The organism is Rhizobium sp. AG855, assembly GCF_003610655.1.
Lineage (GTDB): Bacteria > Pseudomonadota > Alphaproteobacteria > Rhizobiales > Rhizobiaceae > Allorhizobium > Allorhizobium wuzhouense.
The window spans coordinates 233,071-259,566 of the sequence record NZ_RAQG01000004.1 but is presented as its reverse complement, the minus strand read 5'-3'; the positions used below and the strand labels follow the sequence as shown (position 1 = coordinate 259,566).

Here is a 26,496-nt window from a genome sequence, read left to right as displayed (position 1 = left end):
CTGCGGGCCGATCTCACCGGAGGAACAGGACGCGTTGAGAGGAGAACCACAATGACCATTCTGAAGAGCATGACTCGCCGCGCCCTGATGGGGATCGCCGGCGCAGCAATGATGACGTCGATGATGCCGGCCGCATCCTTCGCCCAGGACGTGACCATCCCGATCATCGTCAAGGACACCACGTCCTTCTACTGGCAGATCGTGCTCGCCGGCGCCCGCGCCGCAGGCAAGGATCTCGGTGTCAGCGTACCGGAACTGGGTGCCCAATCTGAATCCGACATCAACGGCCAGATCAGCATTCTCGAAAACGCCGTCGCCGGCAAGCCGGCCGCCGTCGTCATCTCGCCGACCGAGTTCAAGGCGCTGGGCAAGCCGATCGATGAAGCCGCTAAGTCCGTTCCGATCATCGGTATCGACTCCAGCGCCGATTCCAAGGCCTTCACCTCGTTCTTGACCACCGACAACGTCCAGGGCGGCCGCATCGCCGCTGACGGTCTTGCTGCGGCGATCAAGGAAGCAACAGGCAAGGAAGAAGGCGAAATCGCCATCATCACCAGCCTGCCGGGCGTCGGCTCGCTCGATCAGCGCCGTGAAGGTTTCATGGATCAGATCAAGACGAAGTATCCGGGTCTGACTGTTGTCGCCGACAAATATGCTGACGGCCAGGCAACCACCGGCCTCAACATGATGACCGACCTGATCACTGCCAACCCGAACCTTGTCGGTGTTTTCGCCTCGAACCTGATCATGGCCCAGGGCGTCGGCCAGGCGATCGCCGAAAACAAGCTCGGTGACAAGATCAAGGTCATCGGCTTCGATTCGGATGAGAAGACCGTCGGCTTCCTCAAGGAAGGCGTTCTCGCAGGCCTAGTCGTCCAGGATCCGTACCGCATGGGCTACGACGGCGTGAAAACCGCTCTCGCCGTGTCGAAGGGCGAAAAGGTCGAAACTTTCGTCGACACCGGCGCGAACCTGGTGACCAAGGCCAATATGGCCGATCCGAAGATCGACGCCCTTCTGAACCCGAAGGTCAACTGATCGAGATCTCGGCACGCGCGGCACCTGCTGCGCGTGCCGGACCGGAAACGGCCGGCGCAGGAGGCGCCGGCCGCTTTCGCCATAGGACGGGAGGAATGACATGACTTCGCTGCACGATGTGAGCCACCGGCACGACGGCCAGCCGGAACTGCTGGAGACCGATCGCATTCCGCCGGGAACGCCGATCTTGGAGCTCATCGGCCTGCAAAAGAAGTATGGGGCCGTCGAGGCGCTGAAGCCCGCGACCGTCACCTTCCTCGCCGGAGAGATCCACGCCATCGTCGGCGAAAACGGGGCCGGCAAATCCACGCTCATCAAACTTCTGACCGGCGTCATTCCGCGCACTTCAGGCGAAATCCGCTGGTGCGGCAAGCCGGTTGCGCTTGCTACGCCGAACGAGGCGATCCAGCGCGGCATCAATGCGGTGCACCAGGAGGTCGTTCTCTGCCCGCATCTCTCCGTCGCCGCAAACATGTTCCTCGGCGACGAGATGTCATCAGGCGGCATCATGCGCAAGCGTGCCATGACGACAGCCGCCCAGAATGTCCTTGACGACCTAGGCTTCAACCTACCGGCCGGGGAAACCCTCGGCAATCTGACGATCGGCCAGCAACAGCTCGTCGCCACAGCCCGCGCCGCCATGCGCGGTATCCGCTTCCTGATTTTCGATGAGCCGACCGCCTACCTCACGCGCCAGGAATCGGCCCAGCTCTTCCGCCTCATCCGCCGCCTGCAGTCCGAAGGTGTGACGATTGTCTATATCAGCCACCGCATGGAAGAAGTCTTCGAACTGGCGGACCGCGTCTCGGTCCTGCGCGACGGCACCCATGTCGGCACCCGGCTGATCGGCGAGACGAACGATGCCGAACTCATCTCCCTGATGATCAATCGTTCGATCGAGCAGATCTACCACAAGGAAAAGCTGCCGATCGGCGCGACCATCCTGGAGACCAAAGGCCTGTCCGGCCCAGGCTTCTCGGATGTGTCGATTGCCGTCCGCTCAGGCGAGATTGTCGGCCTCTATGGCCTGATCGGCGCTGGCCGCAGCGAATTTGCGCTCGGGCTCTATGGCCGCCACAAGCCGACAGCCGGTGACATCTTCTGGGACGGCAAGAAGGTCACCATCGACACCGAACGCAAGGCAATGGACCTCGGCATTGCCTTGGCGCCTGAAAGCCGACGCGACCAGGGGCTTTGCCTGAACCTGCCGATCGGCCTCAACATCAATTTGCCGGTTTTCGGCCGCCTGAGCCGGGGCCTGACCATCAGCCCGAAGCTCGAAGCAGGCAATGCCGACAAGCAGATCAACGACCTCAAGATCAAGACCCCGACACGCGGTGTGCTCGCCTCGGCAATGTCCGGGGGCAACCAGCAGAAGATCGTCATCGGCAAGTGGCTGAGCCATGGCGCCCGCCTCTTCATCTTCGATGAACCGACCGTCGGCGTCGACGTCGGGACCAAGGCTGAAATCTACCGCCTCTTTGCCGAACTCCTCAAACAGGGCGCCGGCATCATCTTGATCTCGTCCTACCTGCCCGAGGTCTACGAATTGGCAGACCGCCTTCACGTCTTCCGCCAGGGCAAACTCGTGGCGAGCCATGATTACCGGACTGCATCGCATGAAGACGTGCTGACTGAGGCGATCGGCGTCTGAGACGAGATCTCCGAACACAAAGACATGAAAAGACGACTGGGAGGACAGAAATGAGCATCGACACCACCGAGACCAAGGTTGCACCGAAGAGGGGCATGAGCATCCTCTTCAGCCTCACGCTGCTCGGACTTCTGCTCTTCCTCTGGCTGCTTCTCGGCTTTGCCACAAACAGCTTCTGGACGCCGAATAACATCAGCAATCTACTGCGTCAGGGCGCAATGACAGCGATCCTGGCCGTCGGCCAGACCTTCGTCATTATCACCGCCGGCATCGACCTGTCAGTCGGAGCGGTGGTCGGCTTTGCCAGTGTCATCATCGCCTGGCTGCTCTCTGTCGGCCTGCCCGTTTGGCTGGCCATCGTTCTGACGCTGTTGATGGGCGTTGCCATTGGCATGTTCCACGCCTTTGGCATTGTGCGCATGGGCCTGCCACCCTTCATCATAACACTGGCGACGCTGACCTCACTGCGCGGCATCGGCCTGTTGATCACCAATGGGTCAACCATCTCGATCAGTGACGAGGCCTTCACCAACTTTGCCCGCGCCGATTTCCTGGGCGTACCGAGCCTCTTCTGGATGGTCATCGTGGTGGCGATCCCGGCCTATGTCTTCCTGCATCTGAGCCGCTGGGGCCGTTATCTCTTTGCCGTCGGCTCCAACAGCGAAGCTGCGCGGCTATCCGGTGTGAACGTCAACCGGACCATCTACATGGCCTATATCCTGTCCTCGACCTGCGCAGCCTTCGTCGGCATCCTGCTCGCCTCACGCATCGGGATTGGCAATGCCACCCAGGCTGAGGGCTGGGAACTCCAGGCCATCGCCTCCTCGGTGATCGGCGGCACGAGCCTCTTCGGCGCTGTCGGCTCGGTCCAGGGTCCGCTTCTCGGCGCCTTCATCCTGGCGACCATCAACAACGGCGCCAACCTGATGAATGTCAATTCGTTCTGGCAACGTATCATCACCGGCGCCCTGATCATCCTCATCGTCTATTTCGACCAGCTCCGCCGTCGCGGAAGCCGGTGAGAATTCCCGAGGCGGGGATGTCGCGAATGACATCCCCGATTTTCTCCGAACCCTTGCCGGGCAGCCGAAAGGAACCAGCATGAAGGCCGCATTGTGTGTCGAACCTGGCCGTCTAGAAATCGTCGATCGCGATTCGGCGCCGCACCCGAAAGCGGGTGAAGCGCGCATCGCCATCAGCCATGTCGGCATTTGCGGGACCGACTACCACATCTTCGAAGGCAAGCATCCCTTCCTTGAATACCCGCGCGTGATGGGTCACGAGATCTCGGCCACGGTCTTGGAAGCGGGGGAAGGCGTTCACCTGACCGCCGGCACGAAGGTCATCGTCAATCCCTACATCGCCTGTGGCACCTGCATCGCCTGCCGAAAGCAGAAGCCCAACTGCTGCACCAACATTCGCGTGCTGGGCGTACACACCGATGGCGCTATGTGCGAGGAGATCACGGTTCCAGCCGGCAATCTTTATCCGGCAGACGACCTATCGCCGGAAGCCGCCGCTACGGTGGAGTTCCTGGCCATTGGCGCACATGCCGTTCGCCGTTCCATGGCGCCTTCGGGTTCACGCACGCTTGTCATCGGCGCCGGCCCCATTGGCCTCGGCACCGCGATCTTTGCCCGCATTGCCGGCCACGCGGTAACGCTGCTCGACACAAGCCGCGAGCGCCTGGCGATGGCAGCAGATCGCCTGAACTTTGCATCGGGGCTGCTGGCTGATGATACGCTTGAGGAAGCAGTCGCGGAACTGACAGGGGGGGATGGCTTTGATGTGGTCTTCGATGCCACAGGCTATCGCGCATCCATGGAGCGCGCTTTCCGTTTCGTCGCCCATGGCGGCAGCCTCGTCCTTGTCAGTGTTGTGAAGGAAGACATCACTTTCTCAGACCCTGAATTTCACAAGCGCGAGATGATGCTGATTGGGAGCCGCAACGCGACACGCGAAGACTTTGACCATGTCCGCAAATCGATTGCGGATGGCCTCGTACCGATCGACCAACTGATCACCCACCGCACGACGCTTCCGGATCTTGCAACGGATCTGCCGCGCTGGGCGAGAGAGAAGTCAGGCCTTATCAAGGCCTTGATCCAGATCGGGTGAGCTTCAATGACACCAAAGGGCCCGCAGATCTGCTGCGGGCCTTTTGCGTTCAAGTCTACATGTCACGCCTTCTGCAGGAAGCCCGCGACGGCATCGATTTCGGCTTGCGAGATTTCGTGACCGCCGGAATGAAGGAATGTCTGCACAGACGCGCCTTGCGCCCCCAGATAGCCAGCTAGTCGCTCGGTAAGAGGCAGTGGGCAGATTGGATCCCGCTGGCCGGCAGTCACGAACACCGCAACATCCGAAAGCCCCGGCTGCGCCGGAGGATTGAACGGGATGAGCGGGTGCATCAGCACAACTCGGTCGAAGAGTTCTGGTGCCTCGAACAAGACAGAAGCCAGAATGTTGGCGCCGTTGGAATAACCGAGGCCGTAAATCGGTCGACCCGGGTGCTTCTCCTTGTGGGCGCGGACGAAAGCAGCCATCTGGACGGTCCGTTGGGCGAGATCGGCCATATCATAGACGCCTTCACCGGTGCGTTTGAAGAAGCGGGCAGCCCCGTATTCCGAGACATCTCCGCGCGGCGAGACAATGCCTGCCTCCGGCAGGATGCGATGAACAAGCCCCGGGAATTGGTGTTCGTCGCCACCCGTGCCGTGGAAGGTAAAAACCAGCGGGGCGGCAGCCTGGGGCGCATGATAGTGGTGGATGTAACTGTCGTTTGCCATGAGAGGCCCTCCTGCGGCTGAGACGATGCCGTTAAACTCAGGCATCGTCCCTGCCGTGTGTGATTAGTCCTGGATCGGGGGCAAATGTGCTTCGATCTGCGAGCGATGCGGCTGATAGCGGGTCGGCAGCTTCAGCGCCTCGCCGAGATGGGCGGTGTCTTCGTCGCGGTTGAAGCCCGGTTCGTTCGTGGCGATTTCGAACAACACGCCGCCCGGCGTGCGGAAATAGATCGCCCAGAAGTAGTCACGGTCGATGACCGGTGTCACCTGGTAGCCCGTATCGAGCAGGGCCTTTCGCACTTCGAGCTGCGCCGCGCGGTCTTCGACTGCAAACGCGACGTGGTGGACCGAACCGGCACCCTGCATGGCACGCGAAGCACCCGGCAGAACTTCGAGATCGATATAGTCGGCACCGTTACCGCCAGGTACGGCATAACGGATGAACTCACCTTGCCTGTCGATCGGCTGATAGCCCATGAATGTCAGGAGCTCTCCGGTGGCACCTTCATCGCGAAGCCGCATGGTCACGCCGCGGAAGCCATGAATGCCTTCCGATACCGCAACCGGGCCACCCGCGAAGGGAAGACGGTTGTCACCATCGACTTCCGCGAGCGCAAAACCGTCACCATCGGGACCGGCAAAGCGCAGACGGTCTTCCCCGAAGAGCGAATAGGAGCCGAGCTGTTTCACACCTTCCTTCTGCAGGCGCTCCTGCCAGAAGCCGAGTGTGCCCTTCGGCACAGAGAACACGGTCTCAGAGACTTCACCCGCTCCGCGACCCCCCTTGCCCATGTTGGCAAATGGAAAATAGGTCATGACCGATCCCGCATTACCGACTTCGTCGCCATAATACAGGTGATAGACATCGGGAGCGTCAAAGTTGACGGTCTTCTTGACGCGACGCAGGCCGAGCGTCTTGGTGAAGAAGTCGTTGTTTTCCTGGGCATCCGCGGCCATGGAGGTGACGTGATGCAGGCCTTTGATCTGGGTAAGCATGGCTCTGATCCTTTCCCGGCGATCACGCCGGCTTTGTTCTGTTGGACCGAATATGGGCCATAGCTTTTCCGAGGAGAATAGCTGTAATATTGGGGATATTATTTCATTTGGAGCAATAATCGATGGGCGAACTCGAAGCCATCAGGACCTTTCTGACTGTCGCTGACCAGAGCAGCTTCAGCGCGGCGGGGCGCCTTCTCGGCATGACTCCAGCTTCGGTCACACGCACCATCTCCACACTCGAGGATCAGCTTGGCATTCAACTCCTGCTCAGGACCACGCGGAAGGTCTCCCTTACGTCCGCTGGCGCAGCCTATGCGGCCCGTGTCGCCCCTCTCGTTGAAGGCTTGGCCCGCGCAACGGAGGAGACCAAGGACCTTCAAAAGGTGACGGCAGGCTCCCTTCGTGTATCGGCGCCGATGTCGCTGGGCATGAAGGTTCTACCGGCGGTACTGTCGCAGTTCTCGATCATCCATCCGCGTACCAGCGTCGCGATCGAGCTCTCGGACCATTTCATCGATATCGTCCAGGAGAATTACGATCTGGCGATCCGCATTTCGGGTCCACCGACGGATAAATCGACAATCTGGCGGAAGATCCGCCCCGTGTCGCGTCTGCTTGTGGCTTCCCCGTCATTCCTCGATCGTCACGGCACGCCGAAAACGCCCGAGGATCTGACGACACTGGAGTGTTTGAGCTACCATGACCAACTAAAAACTGAGACCTGGGAGCTAAGCCGACCCGGCCAGGTGAGAACGGTCGAAGCCAAAGGCCGTTTCTCGATCAACAACGGAGATTTCCTCTGCCGGCTCGCTGTTGCCGGCGAGGGAATAGCGCTTCTGCCGCGCTTCATCGTCGAGGAAGACCTGCACGCGGGCAAACTGGTCGAAGTGCTGCCGGGATGGAGCACACCGGAAATTTGGCTGACGCTTTACTACCCGCCCTATGAGCAGTTACCCCTTAGGGTGGCGACCTTTTCGGACTTCTTCGAAGCCTTCATCAAGGAAAGCTGGGACGGCGAACAACCGCCCTCAGCTCCATCAACGGTCACGGGATAAAAATTCGCCAATCTCTCGAGCGATCCTGTCGGTTGCGATCGGCACGTCGACCTTCTTGACCCGCTCAAAGAGCGGCTCAGGAATGGCAGACTTGCGGGCCTCCGCAAGGCCTTCGAAAAAGCGTGGCGAGAACTCCGGATGCGGCTGATAGGAGAGGCCCCAATCGCCATAGCGGATAACAGCATTCTCGCAAAAATCGGTCTTACCGACCACTTCGGCGCCATCTGGCACACGAAGAACCTGATCCTGGTGCCAAGCCAGCAGGACCTGCTCTTCGTCGAGGTCGGACCGCTTGTAGGACACGGGACCGGCAGACCAGCCGCCCTTGAACTTTTCGACATGACCACCAAGCGCCTTGGCCATCACCTGGTGGCCGAAACAGATCCCCACCATGGGCACTTTCTCGGCATGCACCTGTCGAATGAAATCCTCAAGCTGGCGGATCCAATCGTGATCTTCGTAAACGCCAAACTTGGAGCCCGTCAGCAGCCAACCATCGGCGTCACGTGGTGACGCAGGAAATTCTCCGTCGACCACGAAGTAGCGCTTGAAGGCAAAATCGAAGCCGCCTAGCAGGCGGGCGAACATGTCGGCATAGTTGCCGTAGGTCTCTGCCAACTCCGCCGGAGAATGGCCGGTTACGAGAATGCCGATGGTCTTTTCTGTCATCTTTGATCCTTAGCCCTGGTCGGGGCATCTCCCACGCGCAGCGAAGCAGCGCTATGCCTGATAATTATAACAAATGCGAGTTTGATCAAATTTCAAGGGAAGCGATGGGGACAAGGTAAAATATGCTTGTATCAACGCTTCGCCGGCCCTTTATAGAGATGGCATTCAAGCACGGATCTGAACACGAAATGGTAGCAGGCGATCGCAAGACGGAGGAATCGGTCAAGCAAAGAGTTTACCGGACATTGCGCGCGCGCGTCATGTGCGGCGCTGTAGCACCGGGCCTGGCCATCACGATGCAAGGTGTCGCAGCCGATCTCGGTGTGAGCACCATGCCTGTCCGTGAAGCGCTGCATCGCTTGGTGGCCGAAGGCGCACTTGAACATTTGGACAACCGCCGCGTCCGCGTACCCCGCATGACGCCGGCCAAATTCGAGGAAATCATCGCAGCACGTCTGGCGCTGGAGCCTCTCGCTGCTGAGCGCGCCTTGCCGCATATCGACGAAGATCGCCTTCTTCTTCTTCAAAAGATTGATTCTGATATCGGCGACGCCTATGCCGCAGATGACCTGTTGCGTTCTACCGAATTGAATTTCGCTTTTCACCGGACAATGTACGAACCCAAAGCCGGCACGGTCCTCCTAGACCTGATGGAATCCGTCTGGCTGCGCCTCGGTCCCTTCATGCGCCTCGCAACCGCAAACCTGGAAGAAAGCTACAGGATCGACCGGCACGCCGAGGCGATGGAAGCGATCAGATCCAGGGATGCCGGCGGCCTGAAAGCTGCAATCATCGCCGATATCCAGGATGGGATCGGCCACCTCGGACGCCACTTTTTCAATGACGGCGCGACCTCGCCGAAAGTTTAGATGGCTGGGTATGGACTGGATGGGCACGTTGTTCACCCGCCTTCATGAATCCGGACAGGGCCGCTTGGACTTCGTCTTGCCGTGATACGGCTCCACCAGTCCGCCTTCGAGAAGAAGATCTGCGGGACGTCTGCCGTCGTCGAGATTGAGATCAGCGACCACACGTCCGAAATATTTGTCACCGGAGATTGCCGTCAGCGTCACCCGTGGTTGTCCCACCATTAAAGTCATCAGTTGCTCTTGCGCCTGCCGCGCAGCATTTCGAAATGCTGCACATTTGGACTTAAGCTCAGGTGCATCGATACCGCGCAGGCGTACATAGGTGCTGATGTGATGATCCGGCCAGGGCATCGCGTCGACCAGGACGGTATCACCATCGATTACCCTGATCACTTGGGCCTCCACAGGGCCATCAATGAAACGAGTTGCGGCTTCAGAACTGGTTCCGAAGCCGAGGATCAGGAAATAAATCGCAGAAACCGAGAATTTGCCCATAAAAAGGAACATATTCCCGAAGATTACCAAGTTCAATAGGTATTTTTTCTTATCAGAAGTCGATCGCGCGACCCTTGATCTCCCAGTCGCCGAAACGAGCAGGATCCGCGCCGCCGCGTCCACCGATCTCCGAAGCGGGCTGCGCCTGCTCTGAGTTCTTGCGGCGCTCCTCCGCTTCCGCCAGCGCCCGCAGAGCCGCCGGGCTCAATGCGCGTGTCGCCTCTTCAACGGGGGGTGTACTGTCTTGCTCGTCTTGCATGGTAAGCAACCTCGGATGCGCTATTTCCGCTCCTGCATTGAAATTGGAGCATCCGCTTTTTAAATCAAAAGGCGAAAACGGCAATGTTCGCGTTGCCGCATCATCCGCCGGAGGACTTTCACATGAACACCATGCGCACTGCGATGCTGCTCGCTTTCATGACAGCCCTCTTCATGGGGGTTGGCTTCCTGATCGGCGGCCGTGGCGGCATGATGATCGCCTTTCTGGTCGCAGCGGGCATGAACTTCTTTTCGTATTGGCATTCCGACAGCATGGTCCTGCGTGCTTACCGCGCCCAGCAGGTTGATGAACGCACGGCACCGGAATTCTATGTCTTGGTGCGAGACCTTGTCGCCAAGGCTGGTCTGCCCATGCCGAAGGTCTATGTGTTTGACAGCCCTCAGCCCAACGCCTTCGCGACCGGCCGCAACCCGGAAAACGCTGCGGTCGCTGCATCGACAGGGCTTCTGCAGCGCCTGACACCTGAAGAAGTCGCAGGCGTTATGGCTCACGAACTTGCCCATATCGAGAACCGCGATACGCTCACGATGACGATCACGGCGACATTGGCCGGCGCCATCTCCATGCTGTCGAATTTTGCGTTCCTGTTTTCGGGCGACCGTGACAACCGCAATCCGCTTGGGTTCATTGGAGTGCTCATCGCCATGATTGTGGCTCCGCTGGCCGCCATGCTGGTCCAGATGGCGATCAGCCGGACCCGCGAATATGCGGCGGACCGCAGAGGCGCCGAAATCTGCGGCAATCCCCGATGGCTTGCATCCGCCCTGCAGAAGATCGCCGGCGACGCATCCCATATTGAAAACATTGATGCCGAGCGCAATCCCGCGACCGCTCACATGTTCATCATCAACCCCTTGAGCGGCCAGCGGATGGACAACCTCTTTTCAACCCATCCAGACACCCGCAACCGCATCGAGGCCTTGCTCGCAATGACCGATATCGACGCAAGGGGATCGACGTCGCCCGAACCCGCTGTTAAGGCAACGCGCAAAGCGCGTTCCGTTCCCACTACAGGCTGGGGTCGAGGGCCGACCGATTCATCCAGGGGACCGTGGTCTTGAACGACAAAAGCACAGGCAAGCCGAATTCGAAGCGTCACGGACCGAGGAGCGGCAGTGAACGCCAGCGTCCGGAACTTGAGGCGAAGCCTGGTCTCGACGCTCGCATGGCGGCCAGCCGCATTCTTGCCGCGGTCATCGACCGCAAGACGTCTCTGGACGGAATGCTGGATGCAGAACATGGCAATCCTGCCTTCACCGCCCTCAATGATGCGGACAGGAGTCTCGTGCGAGCCATCCTGCAGACGGCGCTGCGGCATTTGCCGCGCATCGAACTGATCCTGAAGGAACTCCTCGACAGCCCTCTCCCGGAAGGCGCCCGCGCCCTGCATCATCTTCTGATCGTTGCCGCCACGCAGATGCTCTATCTCGACATTCCCGACCACTCGGCCGTCGACCTTGCTGTTGAGCAGGCAAACCGGGATCCGCGCAACCGCCGCTTCGCCAAACTTGTAAACGCCATTTTGCGCCGCATCGGCCGCGAGAAGCAGGCGCTTCTTGAGTATGTCTCCGACGTTCCCTGCATGCCGGACTGGTTTCTCGACCGGCTGATCGACATCTACGGCGAGGACCATGCGCTCGCCATCGCCGCAGCCCAGCTGGAACCGGTGACGATCGACCTGACCGTCAAATCTGATCCTGAAACCTGGGCGAAAACGTTGGGAGGCCGCGTCCTCCCCACCGGCACCGTCCGGCTCGATCCCTTCAAGGGCACGATCACGGCCCTGGAAGGCTTCGAGGCTGGAGAATGGTGGGTGCAGGACACCGCCGCCTCTATCCCGGCGCAACTATTCGGCAGCCTGGACGGCAAACGTGTCGCCGATCTCTGCGCTGCACCGGGTGGCAAGACGGCGCAGCTCGTGCTCGCGGGCGCGACGGTGACCGCGATTGAACAGTCGCAATCCCGGTTACGCCGGCTCGCTGCGAACCTGGAGCGACTGAAACTTCAAGCGGAGACCCGCTGCATCAACCTTCTGGAAATTGAAGACGAAGAAGGTTTCGACGCAATTCTTCTCGACGCCCCCTGCTCCTCGACCGGCACCACCCGCCGCCACCCGGATGTCCTCTGGACCAAGGACAGTGCCGATATCGCCAAGCTCGCGACCTTGCAGGAGCGGTTGCTGCGCCATGCGATTACCTTGCTGAAAAAGGGCGGCCGGATTGTTTTCTCGAACTGCTCGATCGACCCGATTGAGGGCGAGATGCTGATCGACAAGGTGCTCGCAGATCATCCAGACCTGCGGATCGTGCCGGTAGAACCCGCCAATTGGCGGGGGCTCGAAGAGGCGATTACGCCACGAGGCGAATTCCGCACCACCCCGGCAATGCTGGCGGACAAAGGGGGCCTGGACGGCTTCTACGCCTGCGTGATTGCTAAAACTTAACGAATCTTTGAATAAACTTGTTGGAATATACCGGCGGGCATTTCCGGCACTGCCGGAGCATGCTTCGTGGCTAAGTCAGCCACGATGGCGCCAGCGGCGATGCGTCCAGCCTTAGCGCCCACATCAAGTCCTGGCGTCCGCACCGGTCTGGTGAACGGAGTGCCCGATCAGGAAGATTGCGGTAACAGGAACACGAATGCGGATAACCGACCGTCGGAAACTCATTGGCCTGTATCTCGACGAAACCTGGCGTCGGACTCGGCAGGCGGTGGCATCGGCCGTCTCGCCGCTGGTCGGCATCGGGGGCTTCCGCGTGAACAGGGTCGTGGTTGCCCCGACCGATCTGCGTGCCGTAGATCCCTTCGTCGCGGAGGAGATCTTGCAGGGACGCTACCCGTTGGCGGGCCGCGTTCTCGATGCAGGGCAAGATTCTCCGTTTTCAGTTGAGCTTCCGAGCCGACAATTCGCGGTGCGGCTCCACGGCTTCAGTTGGTTGCGCCACATCAGAGCCGACAAGACGGCAATGGCTTGCGACAACGCCCGATGGATTGTCGATCAATGGATCAGCATTCACGGCAATCGTACCACCGGGATCGCCTGGGACGCGGAAGTCGTTTCCCGCCGCATCATCAGTTGGCTGTCGCATTCACCCGTTGTCTTGCAGGAAGCGGATGCCGGATTCTATCGCCGTTTCATCGGCTCGCTGAGCCACCAGGTGCGCTACCTGCAGCGCCGCGTGGATTTCCTGCCTGAGGGCCTGCCGCGTCTCCTGGCCCGGATCGCACTTGCAATGGCCTCTGTCTCGACCGAAGCAAGATCGTCGATCGTGCGGCGTACCGGACGTCAACTCGATCGGGAGCTCGAGCGACAGATTTTGCCCGACGGCACCCATGTGTCGCGTAACCCGCAGGCCTGTGTCGACCTTCTTTTTGACCTTTTGCCGCTGCGCCAGACATACATCAATCTCGGCCACGATCTGCCGCAGAAACTGATCCCGGTGATCGACCGCATCTATCCGGCAGTGCGCTTCTTTCGCCACAGCGGAGGCGATCTCGCACTCTTCAACGGCGCAAGCTCCACTCTCGCGACCGATCTCATGAGCGTCCTGCGGTATGACGAGACCGCAGGCCAGCCTTTCAAGGCTCTGCCGCACGGCGGCTATCACCGGCTGTCCGGAGGCGGCACGGTGCTGCTGGTTGACACAGGAAAACCGCACTCCCTGAGATTGTCGAGCACAGCGCATGCCGGCTGCCTCTCCTTCGAACTCTCGTCCGGTCGAAACCGCTTCATCATCAACAGCGGGCTGCCACGCTTCGCTGGCGAGAAGCTGCGGCAGCTGGCCCGGACCACCGCGGCCCACAGCACCGTCTCCATTGGCGATGTCTCCTCGGCAAGGATGACACAATCGGACTATCTTGGCCCGATCCTGACAGGCGGCCCAACCGTGATCGATATTGATCGGCAGTCCGGCCCGGATGGTAGCGACAGGCTCTCCGCGCGTCACGATGGTTATGGCAAACGTTTCGGCCTTCTGCATGAACGCGAAATCCGCATCAATCAGCCTGGAACCAAAATCGCCGGTCGCGACCGTCTGCTGCAATCCGATGGACAACCGATCCCGGATCTGCCCCCCGCCGAAGCGATTGCCAGATTCCACCTCCATCCTTCAATCGTGCTGGAGCAGGTTGATCCACGTAAGGTCAGGCTTGTTGCGCCAGATGGCGAAAGCTGGGATTTCTCCATTCCGGTCGGGGAATTGACCATCGAGGAAGATGTCTTTTTCGCCGACGTCTCGGGGATCCGCCCGTCGCGTCAGCTCGAAATCCGGTTCGCAGGACCCGAGATCCGTTGGTTTCTCGCCCATCACGCCTGACAGAGGCCTCGTGACGGTTTCTTCTCTCGGTAAGCTGTGCTAGGGCGCCCGCATCGTGCCCACGTCACATTTCGGGCGCGCCTCGCAAGCTCGGAGATGAACCATGGCCGTCGTTTCAAAGAAGATCCCTGCACCAGACCTCGTGCGCGTGCGCACGGCCCTGCTCTCCGTCTCCGACAAGACCGGCATCGTCGAGTTTGCGCGCGGTCTGCATGAGCGCGGCGTGCGTCTTCTGTCGACGGGCGGAACCCACAAGGCACTCGCAGCCGAAGGCCTTCCGGTGATCGATGTCTCCGAAATCACAGGCTTCCCAGAAATCATGGACGGCCGTGTGAAGACCCTCCATCCCAAGGTGCATGGCGGCCTGCTGTCGATCCGCGACGACGCGGAGCATATCGAAGCCATGAAGGCGCACGGCATCGAGGCCATTGATCTAGCCGTCATCAACCTCTATCCCTTTGAGCAGGTCCGCGCTGCAGGTGGCGACTACCCAACGACGGTGGAGAATATCGACATCGGTGGCCCGGCCATGATCCGCGCTTCGGCCAAGAACCATGCCTATGTCACCGTCGTCACCGATGCTGCCGACTATCCGGCGGTAATCGCCGCTCTCTCGGAAAACGACGGCCAGACCACCTATGCGCTGCGCCAGAAGCTGGCCGCAAAAGCCTATGCCCGCACGGCCGCCTATGATGCAGTAATCTCGAACTGGTTCGCCGAAGCCCTCGAAATCGAGATGCCTGCCTATCGCGTTGTTGGTGGCACGCTGAAGGAAGCCATGCGCTACGGCGAAAATCCGCATCAGGCAGCAGGCTTCTATGTGACCGGCGACAACCGTCCAGGTGTGGCGACGGCCAAGTTGCTGCAGGGAAAGCAGTTGTCCTACAACAACATCAACGACACCGACGCAGCCTTCGAACTGGTCGCGGAATTCCCGGCGCAAAATGGCCCGGCCTGCGCCATCATCAAACACGCAAACCCGTGTGGCGTGGCGACCGGATCGAGCCTGGTCGAGGCCTATACGCGTGCGCTGGCCTGTGATTCCGTTTCGGCCTTCGGCGGCATCATTGCGCTGAACCAAATTCTGGATGGCGCCACCGCCACCGAAATCGTCAGACTTTTCACCGAGGTCATCATCGCGCCTGACGTCACCGACGAGGCCAAGGCAATCATCGCAGCCAAGCCCAACCTCCGTCTGCTCACCACCGGCGCCTTGCCCGATCCACGTGCCCGCGGCCTGGTGGCCAAGACGGTGTCGGGCGGTCTGCTGGTCCAGACTCGTGACAACGTCATGGTGGAAGATCTCGACCTGAAGGTTGTGACGAAGCGTGCACCCACGGCAGTGGAACTCGAAGACATGAAGTTCGCTTTCAAGATCGCCAAGCATGTGAAATCGAACGCCGTCATCTATGCGAAGGACGGACAGACAGCGGGCATAGGTGCCGGCCAGATGAGCCGTGTCGATTCCGCCCGTATCGCGGCCCTGAAGGCTGAAGACGCAGCCAAGGCGCTCGGTCTGGCCGCACCGCTGACGAAAGGCTCCGCCGTGGCTTCGGAAGCGTTCTATCCCTTTGCCGACGGACTGTTGGCAGCAATCGCAGCTGGCGCGACTGCGGTCATCCAGCCAGGCGGTTCGATGCGCGACGAGGAAGTCATTGCGGCAGCCGACGAGCATGGCGTCGCCATGGTCTTCACCGGAGTGCGCCACTTCCGCCACTGATCAGGCATCAGCAGCACCCACCAACGCAGACACTCGAAAGGGGCCGGAAGATCACTCTTCCGGCCCCTTTCTCATTCGCGTATTCCAATCAGCTTTCCCCGGCATTGGCTGCGGGATAGGGGGTTTTCCAGAGTATGACGACGCCGACCGTCAGGAAGATGAGCATGCTTGCCATACCGACCCTGGCCGATCCGGACCAAGCCGTCAGCAGCGAGAATGACAGGGTCGCCATGAAGCTGGTCGCACGGCCCGAAAGCGCATAGATGCCGAAATAACGTCCGGCTTCATGCAGCGCCACACTGCGCGCCAGATAGGATCTCGACGACGCCTGAACCGGCCCGAAGGAGACACCGATCAACAAGCCGTAGAGGATATAAGCCTTCTCGGCCGGTGTGGCGAAGAGGCCATCCGTGGTGCTCACCGGCAGGCTGACAAAGCCGAACAGGGTGAAGTCGACGCCGGTGGAGATAATCCCGAGCGTTGCAAGGATGAGCAGGCTGAGGCTGGTGACGACCACAACTTTCGAGCCGAGCAGACGATCAATCCGTCCTGCTAACAGGCAGCCGAAGATGGCAACGACATTGAGGATGATGCCGTATATGCCGACTTCCATCGTCGACCAGCCGAACATCGCCGCCGCAAACACGCCACCCAGGATAAGAAGCCCATTGACACCGTCTTGATAGATCATTCGTCCGAGGAGGAAGCGCAGTATCGGCGTGCGATTTCGAAGTTCGGCCAGCGTGTGCCCGATCTCCTTGAAACCGGATCGGACGGCCGCGCCCAGTGCCTTGCCCTTTGCTGCGTCGGGCGTGAAGAAAAACATCGGCAGGATGAAGATGAAATACCAGACGGCGGAAATAGGACCGGTCACGCGGGCATCCTCCCCGAGCGCCGGATCAAGGCCGAAAAGCGGTTGTGCCCCCAGCAGCGTCACACCGGTTGACGGATTTGCGGAGAGAAAAAGGACCACAAAGATCAGGACGATCATGCCACCAAGATAGCCAAGTCCCCAGGCGATGTTGGAGATGCGTCCAACGTCCTGCTGGCTGACCAGCCGCGGCATCATGGAATCATTGAAAACGATCGAGAATTCGGCTGCCACGCTGGCAAGGATCATCAGCAGCATGACAAAACCGACGGACGAGCCGGGCGCTGCCGTCCAGAGCAGCATCAGACAGGCGATCTTGATCACCGCGAAGAAGGCGATCCATGGCTTGCGGGCACCGGACTGATCCGCAATCGAACCCAGCACCGGGGCCAGGATTGCAATTGCAATCCCGGAGATGGTCGCCGCATTGCTCCAGGCCGTTTGGGCGCTGACCGGATCTGCGGTCATGCGCGCGACGAAATAGGGGCCGAAGATGAAGGTCGTAATGACGGTAAAGAACGGCTGTGCCGCCCAGTCAAAAAACATCCAGCCCGCGACACCTTTATCGATGGTGCCCGGGCTGGACTTTGCATTTTCAGTCGTCGTCACAATCACCCCCGGAGCTCATTTTGCTCCGGACAGTGTCACCTCGCGTGATCCTGCGCAAGATCGCCGAGCAATCCAGCCGCCACGGCAAGCTTGGAAATGCTGGGTTCGCCGCTGTCGACAATGGCGGAGATTTCCTTGCCGATGCGCTCCACATGGACCTTGTCCGCGGCCAGCCACGCCGCAACCGGATCTGCATCACCCGAATGCTCGGCAAGAGCCTTGCAGACGATCTGCCGCCGTGCCTGACCAATCCGGTCGAGGCTGCGCGTCAGAGCGAGGTTGTCATAATGATCCGATGGCTGCAGCCGCCGCGCATTCTCGATAATGCGACCGATCCGGAACGCTTCCGAAACGGCGAAGAAACCATGCATTGCGGCGGCAAAATCAGCCCCCGTCCGCTCCGCGATCTGCAGCACTTCCGGCAGAAGCTGCAGGGTCTGCAGGTTGACCACCTCGGTAGCGATCGCCTCCGGCGCACCGGCCTCCACCAGTTCGGCGATCTGCTCGTCGAAATGCTGACGAAGAAGGGGCGGAAGCGCTTCCGCAAAGACAGGCGTTGCCGTCTGCACCGCAGCGGATAGCTGCGCGACCGCCTCGCTGACCGTTCCCTTGGCAAGGCCCGTGTCGATCAGCAGGCGGGTCATGGCGGTGTAGACTTCGGATACGATGGCATAGAGGCGGTTCTGCGTCTGACCCGGCATCCTCGCATCCAGCGAATCGAGCCTGTCCCAGACAGCTGTGAGCCCAAGGGCGTCCCGCGTCACGAGTGCTGCTTTGACCACATCGCCGGGCAGCCCGCCCGTCGCATCACCGACAGAAACGACAAAGGCCGGACCACCGCGGTTGATGGCATGGTTTGCCAGCACTGTTGCGATGATCTCGCGCCGAAGCCGATGTCCGGCAATATCGGCGGCAAAGGTGTCTCTCATCTCCGCAGGGAAGTAGTTGAAAAGCGTCGTCTCGCAGTACGGATCATCGGGCAGATCCGACTCGATCAATTGATCAAACAGGGCGATCTTGGCATAGGAGAGCAGAACACCGATCTCAGGCCGGGTCAAAGCCTTGCCCGAGACATAACGCTCGGCCACTGCTGCGCTGTCGGGAAGGGTTTCCACCTTCCGGTTCAACCTGCCCTGTGCCTCAAGATAGTCCATAAGCCGGCTAAGTTCTTCCCGATTGCCAGCATCCTTGCCCTCCGTCAGCGATATGGCAAGGGACTGAAGATAGTTGTTGCGCAAGACGAGCTCGCCAACTTCCTCGGTCATCGTCGCAAGCAGGACGTTGCGCTTCTCGCGTGGCAGGCGACCGTCCTGCATGGCCGGGCTAAGTGCGATCTTGATATTGACCTCGACGTCGGAGGAGTTGACGCCGGCAGAATTGTCGATGGCGTCTGAATTGCAGCGGCCGCCATTCAACGCATAAGCGATGCGACCCTTCTGGGTCACACCGAGGTTGGCTCCTTCGCCGATCACCTTGGCACGGACATCACCGGCATTGATGCGGATTGCATCGTTTGCACGATCACCCACCTCGGCATCCGTTTCCATGGGTCCCTTGATGTAGGTCCCGATACCACCGAACCAGAGCAGATCGACCGGCGCCTGCAGAATGGCCGTCATGATGTCGAACGGCGTCACGGTCGTCGCCGTCAAACCGATCGCTGCTGCCGCTTCAGCCGTCAGCGTGACCGACTTTTCCGAGCGCGAGATGATCATCGCGCCTTTCGACAGCGCTGCCCGGTCGTAATCCTGCCAGCTCGAGCGTGGCAGTGCGAACATTCGGCGGCGTTCCGCAAAGGAGATCGCGGGATCCGGAGTGGGGTCGATGATGATGTCACGGTGGTCGAAGGCCGCAATCAGCTTGATATGCTCCGACAACAGCATGCCGTTACCGAACACGTCGCCCGACATGTCGCCGACGCCTGCGACGGTGAACGGTGTCGTCTGGATGTCGATATCCATCTCGCGGAAGTGCCGCTTGACGGTTTCCCAGGCACCACGGGCGGTAATGCCCATCTTCTTGTGATCATAGCCAGCCGACCCGCCCGAGGCGAATGCATCATCCAGCCAGAAGCCGGCGGCTTGCGCGAGACCGTTGGCCGTGTCGGAGAATGTCGCCGTTCCCTTGTCGGCCGCGACCACGAAATAGGGATCGTCGCCATCCGGCCGGAGCGTGTCGGCCGGCGGCACGATCTTGCCGGAAACAATGTTGTCGGTAATCGACAGGAGCGTCCGGATATAGGTCTTGTAGGCCTCGGTGCCGGCGGCAAGCCAGGCTTCCCGGTCGCTCTGCGGCGGCAGGAGCTTGGGGAAGAAGCCACCCTTCGCCCCGACGGGGACGATAACGGCATTCTTGACCTGCTGGGCCTTTACGAGCCCGAGGACCTCGGTGCGATAGTCCTGCGCGCGATCGGACCAGCGAAGGCCGCCGCGGGCCACCTTGCCGAAACGCAGATGCACACCCTCTACTTCGACGCCGTAGATGAAGATTTCGCGGAACGGTCTCGGCTCCGGCAGGCCCTCCAGGTGATGCGGATCGAACTTGAAGGCGAGCATGGGACGCTCACTGTGCTGGTAGCCCTTCTGGAAGAAGTTGGTCCGCAACGTCGCTTCGATCGCATTGATATAGCGCCGCAGGATGCGGTCTTCGTCCAGACTGCGAACCGCACCCAGTTCTGTCTCTAGCGACGTCAAAAGCTCGGAATTGCGTTTATTGCGCGCCTTTTCCGCTATGGCCGGATCGAGGCGGTTTCGGAAGAGGGAGACGAGATCCGTTGCGATGGCTGGATGCTTGACCAGCGTCTCCGCAATGTAGTTCAGTGGGTAGACGGCGCCGGCCTGACGCAGATAGGCGGCATAGGCCCTGAGGACCGAGGCCTCGCGGGCATCGAGCCCGGCAGCCAAAACCAGGCGATTGAAGCCATCATTGTCGACCATGCCGGTAAAGGCGGCAAGAAACGTATCTTCCAGCAGCTTGCCATGCTGGCGTATGTCGAAATGCACGGATGCCGGCGCAGCGAGTTCCATATCGTGCAGCACGACGGATTGACGCCCGCTATCCGGAGTCGCGATGCCGATGTCGAAGGTCCGCTCGCTGATGACGCCGAAGCCGAGGTTTTCGAGAAGAGGTACGCGGCGCGACAGTGGCAGGTGATCGCCGGCGTGGAAGATCTTGAGATAGAGCAGAGGTCCATGGTCCCCGTCCACCTGATGAAACTCAAGTGACAGCGGCGCCCCGGCGAGGCAGGCCTTTATATGGCGAAGATCGTTGACCGCTTGCTCCGGCGTGAAGGCCTCCTGGAAGGCCTCGGTCACGTCGAGATTGGGCGCACCGGCGCCGGCAAGGGAAGTGAACCTGTCGCTCCAGCGAGCGGTGATGCGCCGAACGGCATCTTCCAGCGTCGATTGCTCGATCTGCGGCGTCGCCCCCTCGCGCCGACCGATGATGATATGTACACGCGCCACACCACCTTCGGGGAAGGCAGGATAATAGGCCGACACATGGCCTTGGTAGACCGAGCGGAAATAGTCGCCGATCTTTTCTCGAACCATCGAATTATAGTCTTCGCGTGGCACATAGACGATCAATGAGACAAAACGATCGAAATGGTCGATGCGGGGAAGAACGCGCACGCGCGGCCTCTCCGACAGATCGTTGATCTGCTCGCAGAACTTCGCCAGCAGTTCCGGCGTGATCTGGAACAGGTCATCGCGCGGATAGCTTTCCAGGGTGTTTTGCAGCATGCGGCCGGAATGGCTGCGTGGATCGAAGTCGAAGTGAGAGACGACCTTTTCGACCTTGGCGCGCAGGAGAGGGATCTGGTTGACCGAACGGGTGTAGGCCGTCGCCGTAAAGAGGCCGACAATGCGCAATTCGCCGACGACCTTGCCATTTGGCCCGAAGCGCTTGACCCCGACATAGTCCATATAGGCCCGCCGATGCACGACGGACTTTACGTTTGCCTTGGTCACGATCAGGAAATCAGGCCCCTGAAGAAAGGCCAGGATTTCCGGCGTTGTCGTCACCTGGTTCTGGCCCTGGCGCAGGACCAGCACATCCGGATCCGAGAGAATGCCGAGCCCACTGCCCCGGTCGCGTTCGACGGTGGCGTTCTCTCCTTCGCCGGAATAGGTGTATTCGCGCATGCCGAGGAAGGTGAAGTTGTTGTTGCGCAACCATTCAAGGAAAGCGACAGCCTCGTCACGCTCGGCTTCGCTGCGACCCGCCGACAGAGATCGCAGTTCCGACAGCGCGTCTTCGAGAAGACCCAGCATCGGCTTCCAGTCGGAGGAGGCCATTTTCACCTGTGCCAGCACATGATCGATACGGCGGATGAGGTCTGCAGCCTGCTCGTCGTTCAAGGGGGCGAGATGCAGCTGGATATAGCTGACCTTGATCGCACCTTCCGGATCCGAATCCGGGTTTGACAGAGATATGTCACCCTTAGGCGTCACCGCGAGAATGGGGTGAATGGCCATGTAGATATCGCGGTAGAGGCTGGTCACCTCCCCCATCAGCGAGTCATAGAGAAAGGACTTGTTGTGATCGACGATCGAGAGCACGCTGACCGGAATGTCGTTGGGCCGCACCGGAGCGAGGCTTTCAATGCGGATATGCGGCTTCTGGCGGTTCCACGCAGCAAGATCTTCTGCAGCGCGTACCGCCGCATGAGCAAGCATATCGGCCGGGTAACGGTCGAGGTCGTCATTGCTCGCTCGGCCGAAAATCGTGGAGGGGGCGATATATGCCACTCCGAGCGCGGCGGCGCTTTCATCAGCGGATCGAAGCAGTTGATCGCGCTTGGGGTTGCCCGTCCTGGTCATATGCCTCTCCTTCGGCAGCGGCTGTTGGCCGTCATGATTCTGCAAATGTTTTGCGAAAGTATGTATGAATCAAAAATGAGGGCAATTCCGGCGAAATTGCCTTCGATTCACGAGAAAATTCCGAATTTTTCCGTGAAAAATGCTTCGAGCCGCGTCGAAAAGTCGATTTTCCAGTCGAAAGTGCCAAAAATGCATGAAATTCTGCAAAACGCCGTCATCGTGATTTCCAGCCATGTTGTCAGGGGATCGGTCGGCAACCGGGCCGCCGTATTCGCGCTTGAGACAATGGGGCACCCGGTTTGGGCCATGCCGACGATCGTGATGCCCTGGCACCCGGGAAAGGGACCCTCGACACGGCTGCGGTTCAGCGACGCCGATTTTGAAAGCGCCATTGACGACCTCGTTGACGCCCCCTGGCTCGGGGAAGTCTCCGCGATCCTGACAGGCTATTTCGGAAGCCCGGCGCAGCCGGCAGCCGTAGCCAGGCTGATCAAGGCGGCAAAGATCGCCAACCCGAATCTCATCTATGTCTGCGATCCCGTCATGGGAGACCTGGGCGGGCTTTATGTGCCTCAAGAGACGGCAACAGCCATTCGGGATCAGTTGATACCGCTCGCCGACATCGCCACACCCAACCGATACGAACTGCAATGGATGGTCGGGAGCACGCTGGATAGCAATCAGGCCATCATGGAAGCGGCGCTCTCGCTCGGCCCTCCACGCATGCTCGTGACCTCGGCCGTGCCGATGATGACGGGTGGCACCGGCAATCTGCTCCTGTCTGGCCGCAACGCAATCCTTGCCGAACACCGCCTGATCGATGACCCACCCAATGGGCTCGGCGATCTCTTGGCGGCCGTCTTCCTGGCCCGCATCCTGGAAGGCCTGGATGAGGAGAGAGCCCTGCAGCTCGCAACAGCCAGCGTTTTTGAAGTTCTGGCCAGAACCACCAAACGCGGCGGAGACGAGCTAACCCTGGAGAGCGACTCCGGCAGCCTGTCCACCCCGATGGCAATGGTCCAGATGCGTCGGCTCATGCACCCGGCTCAGCGGCCGCGCAAACCAGGCTGAACCGGACGGATACCCTTCGAAAACACGCACGGTTGCCTTGAAGGCGCATGCGCTGTAAGCGGATAGCCATGAGCAGCTTTCCGTCTACACTCCTCAGCGGTTATCGCAATTTCATGAGTGGTCGCTATGTCGACCAGCGCGAACGCTATCGTGTCCTCGCAGAGCAGGGACAAAAACCCCATACGCTCGTTGTCGCCTGTTGCGATTCCCGCGCGGCACCTGAAATGATATTCGATGCCGATCCTGGCGAGCTCTTCGTCGTGCGCAACGTCGCCAACATGGTGCCGCCCTACGAGCCCGACGGTCAATATCATTCGACCTCGGCTGCCCTCGAATTTGCTGTGCAGGCACTGCGGGTCAAGGATATCATCGTCATGGGTCACGGCCGGTGCGGCGGCATCAGCGCGGCTCTCGACCCCAATGCCGAACCGCTTTCTCCCGGTGACTTCATCGGCAAGTGGATGAACCTCGTGGCGCCGGCCGCCGAGCAGATCCAGGGCAATTCGGTGATGACCGCTGTGGAACGTCAGACTGCGCTGGAGCGGATCTCGATCCGCAACTCGATCAGCAATCTCAGAACATTTCCCTGCGTGAAGATCCTGGAAGAGCGCGGAAAGCTGCGTATCCATGGTGCCTGGTTTGATATCAGCAATGGCGAACTTTGGCTGATGGACCCTCAGACGCGTGACTTCGTCCGCCTGGACGGTCAAGAAACCGCCTGAGGCGACGGAAGGCGAATTTCTTCGCTCACATCGATCAGAAACCCACGATCTGGACGGAAGGTGTTTGCGCAGACAAGCCGGCGCGACAGGGTCCCGTCGCGCCTCAGTCAGCTTATTCGGCGTCGATGCGGGCACCGATATAGGCAATAGCCTGTTGGTAGACGGTGGCCGCATTCCAGCCTTGGATGGCCGCAAAATTGGGCTCACCCTGCTGGTAGCCAGCACCGGCCTGCCAACCATGACCCTTCAGGAAATTGGCGGTCGATGCCAGCGCATCAGCCTTGGAATGCACAAGGTCGATATGGCCATTGCCGTCACCATCGACGCCAAAGCGGACGACATTGCGCGGCAAGAACTGGGTCTGGCCGATTTCGCCGTGGGCAGCACCCTTGGCATTGATGTCAAGATTGCCGGCCTGTACGAGTTCGAGCGCAGCACGGAACTGGTCGGTGAAGAATTCACTGCGGCGGCAGTCAAAGGCAAGCGTTGCGACCGCCGAAAGCGTATGCTCCTTGCCGAGGAAAGAACCGAAACCGGTCTCCATACCCCAGATCGCAATCAGCGGACCGGCGGGCACGCCATAACGCTGTTCAATCCGCGCGAAGAGAGCGGCATTGCTCTTCTTCATGCCTTTGCCGCGGTTGATGATCGTCTGCCCGCCACGCTTCTGCATAAACTGGTCGAAAGACAGCTTGAAGCTCTTCTGACCACGGTCAGCGCTGATCGTGCTGCGGCTGTAGCTGATGGAGCTGAAAACCTGGTCCAACATACGCGGGCTCAACCCGCTACCGGCGGACTGTTCCTTGAAGGCCTCAGCCCACTGTTCGAACCCGGCGGAAGTATTGCTGCAGGCGGCAGCCAAGGCCGAACCGGACCCAGCAAATACGGACACCACTGAAATCAGGGCTGCGGACAAAGTAAAGTTCAGACGCATTCAGGCCTCGTCATTGACTGTTTTGAGTGGGGCGCACCATGGCAGCGAAACATGATCCTGTCATCAATCAACCCCTAATGAAGCACCAACCCTGCTTCAAAATGAATCACATTCCGATGAGACAGAACGATTTCCCGCCCGGCCGGAGGCCGGGCGGGAAGTGTCACGCCATCACTTGGAGGCGTTACGCGGCGTAATCAAGCCACGGTTCAGCAACAGTTCGGCGATCTGGATCGCGTTCAGGGCGGCACCCTTGCGCAGGTTGTCGGACACGACCCACATATTGAGACCATTTTCGACCGTCGCGTCTTCGCGAATGCGCGAGATGTAGGTCGCGTCTTCACCGGCGCATTCGACGGGAGTGATATAGCCACCGTTCTCGTGCTTATCGATGACGAGGCAACCCGGCGCTTCGCGCAGGATTTCGCGCGCCTGATCAGCAGTGATCTCGTTCTCGAACTCGATGTTGACCGATTCCGAATGGCCGATGAAGACCGGAACGCGCACAGCGGTGCAGGTCACCTTGATCTTCGGATCGAGCATCTTCTTGGTCTCGGCGAGAACCTTCCACTCTTCCTTCGTATAGCCGTCTTCCATGAAGCTATCGATGTGCGGAATGACATTGAAAGCGATGCGCTTGGTGAACTTCTTGGCTTCCACCGGATCGGCGACGAAGACGGCGCGCGTCTGGGTGAAGAGTTCGTCCATGCCTTCCTTGCCGGCACCGGACACCGACTGGTAGGTCGAGACAACGACACGCTTGATCTTGGCAAAGTCATGCAGGGGCTTCAGCGCCACAACGAGCTGAGCGGTCGAGCAATTCGGGTTGGCAATGATGTTGCGCTTCTTGAAGTCGACCACGGCGTCCGGATTGACTTCCGGAACGATCAGCGGCACGTCGGCGTCGTAGCGCCAGGCCGACGAATTGTCGATCACGACGCAACCCTGGGCGCCGATCTTCGGCGACCACTTCTGCGAGATGGTGCCGCCGGCGGACATCAGGCAAATGTCGGTCGTCGAGAAATCATAGTGCTCCAGGTTCTGAACCTTGAGAACCTTGTCGCCGAAGGAGACTTCGGTGCCCTGCGAACGGGCGGACGCCAGTGCGACAACTTCCGAAGCCGGAAAGCCGCGTTCGGAGAGGATGTTCAGCATTTCGCGACCGACATTGCCGGTGGCGCCTACGACTGCAATCTTGAAACCCATGTCAATGCTCTCTTTCTGTCTCTCCGCGGATGGTGAGGAGGAGGACTGCGACGGGTGCGCAACCTTCCTTGTCCCCGGCCGTGCCGGGGAGAGAGCGGTGGCCGAAGACGTCAGACGGTTTTCGTCGTCGTTTTGGCCTTGGTCGTGGATGCGAGAGAAATGCATGCGCCACCGGCAGCGGCGTGCTGCAGGTGGTTTGAGACCGCGAAGGGTTGCCCGAAAGCGTGCATGAACCGAATTCCTCTTCGCGGCGAGGGATTACAAGGTTTTTGCGGCGAGTCAAGCCGCGCGAGGAACGCCGGTGACGAAATCGCGAACCCAGGAGCGATTGGAAGCGACCCGGCGTGCTATCCGCCTGTCCCCATGACATTTCGCG

General features: G+C 60.1%; 21 protein-coding genes. 12 read left to right on the top strand and 9 right to left on the bottom strand.

From position 1 onward, the window contains the following. Nucleotides 1–51: 51 nt before the first annotated feature. The 4 genes from DFO46_RS18080 to DFO46_RS18065 all read left to right on the top strand — a co-directional run bounded on the left by DFO46_RS18080 (nt 52) and on the right by DFO46_RS18065 (nt 4,810). Entirely contained in the window at nt 52–1,038 is a 987-nt protein-coding gene (locus DFO46_RS18080; protein ID WP_110791237.1) for an ABC transporter substrate-binding protein, read from the top strand. A gap of 100 nt (nt 1,039–1,138) precedes the next feature. After that, nucleotides 1,139–2,692 carry a sugar ABC transporter ATP-binding protein gene (locus DFO46_RS18075; RefSeq protein WP_110791238.1) on the top strand — a complete coding sequence of 518 codons (1,554 nt, stop codon included), beginning with the start codon at nt 1,139–1,141 and terminating at the stop codon, nt 2,690–2,692. A 50-nt stretch (nt 2,693–2,742) separates the two neighbouring features. Then, a complete protein-coding gene (locus DFO46_RS18070) occupies nt 2,743–3,714 on the top strand; it encodes an ABC transporter permease (protein WP_110791239.1) in 972 nt (323 codons plus the stop codon). 79 nt (nt 3,715–3,793) lie between these two features. Then, nucleotides 3,794–4,810, top strand: coding sequence for a zinc-binding alcohol dehydrogenase family protein (locus DFO46_RS18065; RefSeq protein WP_120278453.1), 1,017 nt, complete (start codon nt 3,794–3,796; stop codon nt 4,808–4,810). Between the two features lie 62 nt (nt 4,811–4,872). Here the strand turns inward: DFO46_RS18065 and DFO46_RS18060 are convergent, their stop codons facing one another. Then, complete coding sequence (locus tag DFO46_RS18060; protein ID WP_120278452.1) at nt 4,873–5,481, bottom strand: alpha/beta hydrolase; 609 nt, start codon at nt 5,479–5,481, stop codon at nt 4,873–4,875. A gap of 63 nt (nt 5,482–5,544) precedes the next feature. After that, nucleotides 5,545–6,477, bottom strand: coding sequence for a ring-cleaving dioxygenase (locus tag DFO46_RS18055; RefSeq protein ID WP_120278451.1), 933 nt, complete (start codon nt 6,475–6,477; stop codon nt 5,545–5,547). 122 nt (nt 6,478–6,599) lie between these two features. Here DFO46_RS18055 and DFO46_RS18050 point away from each other — a divergent pair, with 122 nt between their 5' ends. Further along, nucleotides 6,600–7,535: a LysR family transcriptional regulator gene (locus DFO46_RS18050; protein ID WP_120278450.1), complete on the top strand. Its 936-nt coding sequence runs from the start codon at nt 6,600–6,602 to the stop codon at nt 7,533–7,535. On the opposite strand, the gene DFO46_RS18045 is transcribed toward DFO46_RS18050, so the two are convergent. Then, nucleotides 7,518–8,204: a type 1 glutamine amidotransferase gene (locus DFO46_RS18045; RefSeq protein ID WP_120278449.1), complete on the bottom strand. Its 687-nt coding sequence runs from the start codon at nt 8,202–8,204 to the stop codon at nt 7,518–7,520. The genes DFO46_RS18050 and DFO46_RS18045 overlap by 18 nt on opposite strands. Nucleotides 8,205–8,326: 122 nt before the next feature. On the opposite strand from DFO46_RS18045, the gene DFO46_RS18040 reads away from it, so the two are divergent. After that, on the top strand, nt 8,327–9,073 hold the full coding sequence (locus DFO46_RS18040) for a GntR family transcriptional regulator (protein WP_245422638.1): 747 nt from the start codon (nt 8,327–8,329) through the stop codon (nt 9,071–9,073). Between the two features lie 42 nt (nt 9,074–9,115). On the opposite strand, the gene DFO46_RS18035 is transcribed toward DFO46_RS18040, so the two are convergent. Together DFO46_RS18035 and DFO46_RS18030 are read right to left on the bottom strand one after the other, a co-directional pair. Then, nucleotides 9,116–9,604: a thermonuclease family protein gene (locus tag DFO46_RS18035; RefSeq protein WP_245422637.1), complete on the bottom strand. Its 489-nt coding sequence runs from the start codon at nt 9,602–9,604 to the stop codon at nt 9,116–9,118. A gap of 16 nt (nt 9,605–9,620) precedes the next feature. Next, nucleotides 9,621–9,827 (bottom strand): DUF1674 domain-containing protein, encoded by a 207-nt coding sequence (locus DFO46_RS18030; protein ID WP_120278447.1) that lies wholly within the window; start codon nt 9,825–9,827, stop codon nt 9,621–9,623. 122 nt (nt 9,828–9,949) lie between these two features. Here DFO46_RS18030 and htpX point away from each other — a divergent pair, with 122 nt between their 5' ends. The 4 genes from htpX (at nt 9,950) to purH (ending at nt 15,884) form a co-directional block, all read left to right on the top strand. After that, the gene (gene htpX / locus DFO46_RS18025; protein ID WP_120278626.1) at nt 9,950–10,909 is read left to right on the top strand and encodes a zinc metalloprotease HtpX; all 960 of its coding nucleotides are present in this window, start codon (nt 9,950–9,952) and stop codon (nt 10,907–10,909) included. After that, on the top strand, nt 10,900–12,291 hold the full coding sequence (locus DFO46_RS18020; RefSeq protein WP_120278446.1) for an RsmB/NOP family class I SAM-dependent RNA methyltransferase: 1,392 nt from the start codon (nt 10,900–10,902) through the stop codon (nt 12,289–12,291). The genes htpX and DFO46_RS18020 overlap by 10 nt, the downstream gene beginning before the upstream one ends. A gap of 196 nt (nt 12,292–12,487) precedes the next feature. Further along, nucleotides 12,488–14,164, top strand: coding sequence for a heparinase II/III family protein (locus DFO46_RS18015; RefSeq protein WP_120278445.1), 1,677 nt, complete (start codon nt 12,488–12,490; stop codon nt 14,162–14,164). 103 nt (nt 14,165–14,267) lie between these two features. Next, on the top strand, nt 14,268–15,884 hold the full coding sequence (gene purH, locus DFO46_RS18010) for a bifunctional phosphoribosylaminoimidazolecarboxamide formyltransferase/IMP cyclohydrolase (protein ID WP_120278444.1): 1,617 nt from the start codon (nt 14,268–14,270) through the stop codon (nt 15,882–15,884). Nucleotides 15,885–15,972: 88 nt separating this feature from the next. On the opposite strand, the gene DFO46_RS18005 is transcribed toward purH, so the two are convergent. Together DFO46_RS18005 and DFO46_RS18000 are read right to left on the bottom strand one after the other, a co-directional pair. Next, nucleotides 15,973–17,301, bottom strand: a complete 1,329-nt coding sequence (locus DFO46_RS18005; protein WP_120278625.1) for an MFS transporter — start codon at nt 17,299–17,301, stop codon at nt 15,973–15,975. A gap of 98 nt (nt 17,302–17,399) precedes the next feature. Then, nucleotides 17,400–22,187: an NAD-glutamate dehydrogenase gene (locus tag DFO46_RS18000; protein ID WP_120278443.1), complete on the bottom strand. Its 4,788-nt coding sequence runs from the start codon at nt 22,185–22,187 to the stop codon at nt 17,400–17,402. A gap of 189 nt (nt 22,188–22,376) precedes the next feature. Here DFO46_RS18000 and pdxY point away from each other — a divergent pair, with 189 nt between their 5' ends. After that, a complete protein-coding gene (gene pdxY, locus DFO46_RS17995; RefSeq protein WP_120278624.1) occupies nt 22,377–23,258 on the top strand; it encodes a pyridoxal kinase PdxY in 882 nt (293 codons plus the stop codon). Between the two features lie 68 nt (nt 23,259–23,326). Next, nucleotides 23,327–23,980 (top strand): carbonic anhydrase, encoded by a 654-nt coding sequence (locus DFO46_RS17990; RefSeq protein ID WP_110791251.1) that lies wholly within the window; start codon nt 23,327–23,329, stop codon nt 23,978–23,980. A 112-nt stretch (nt 23,981–24,092) separates the two neighbouring features. On the opposite strand, the gene DFO46_RS17985 is transcribed toward DFO46_RS17990, so the two are convergent. Beyond that, nucleotides 24,093–24,914 (bottom strand): lytic transglycosylase domain-containing protein, encoded by an 822-nt coding sequence (locus DFO46_RS17985; protein WP_120278442.1) that lies wholly within the window; start codon nt 24,912–24,914, stop codon nt 24,093–24,095. 171 nt (nt 24,915–25,085) lie between these two features. Continuing rightward, complete coding sequence (locus tag DFO46_RS17980; RefSeq protein WP_120278441.1) at nt 25,086–26,120, bottom strand: aspartate-semialdehyde dehydrogenase; 1,035 nt, start codon at nt 26,118–26,120, stop codon at nt 25,086–25,088. Between the last annotated feature and the right edge of the window lie 376 nt (nt 26,121–26,496).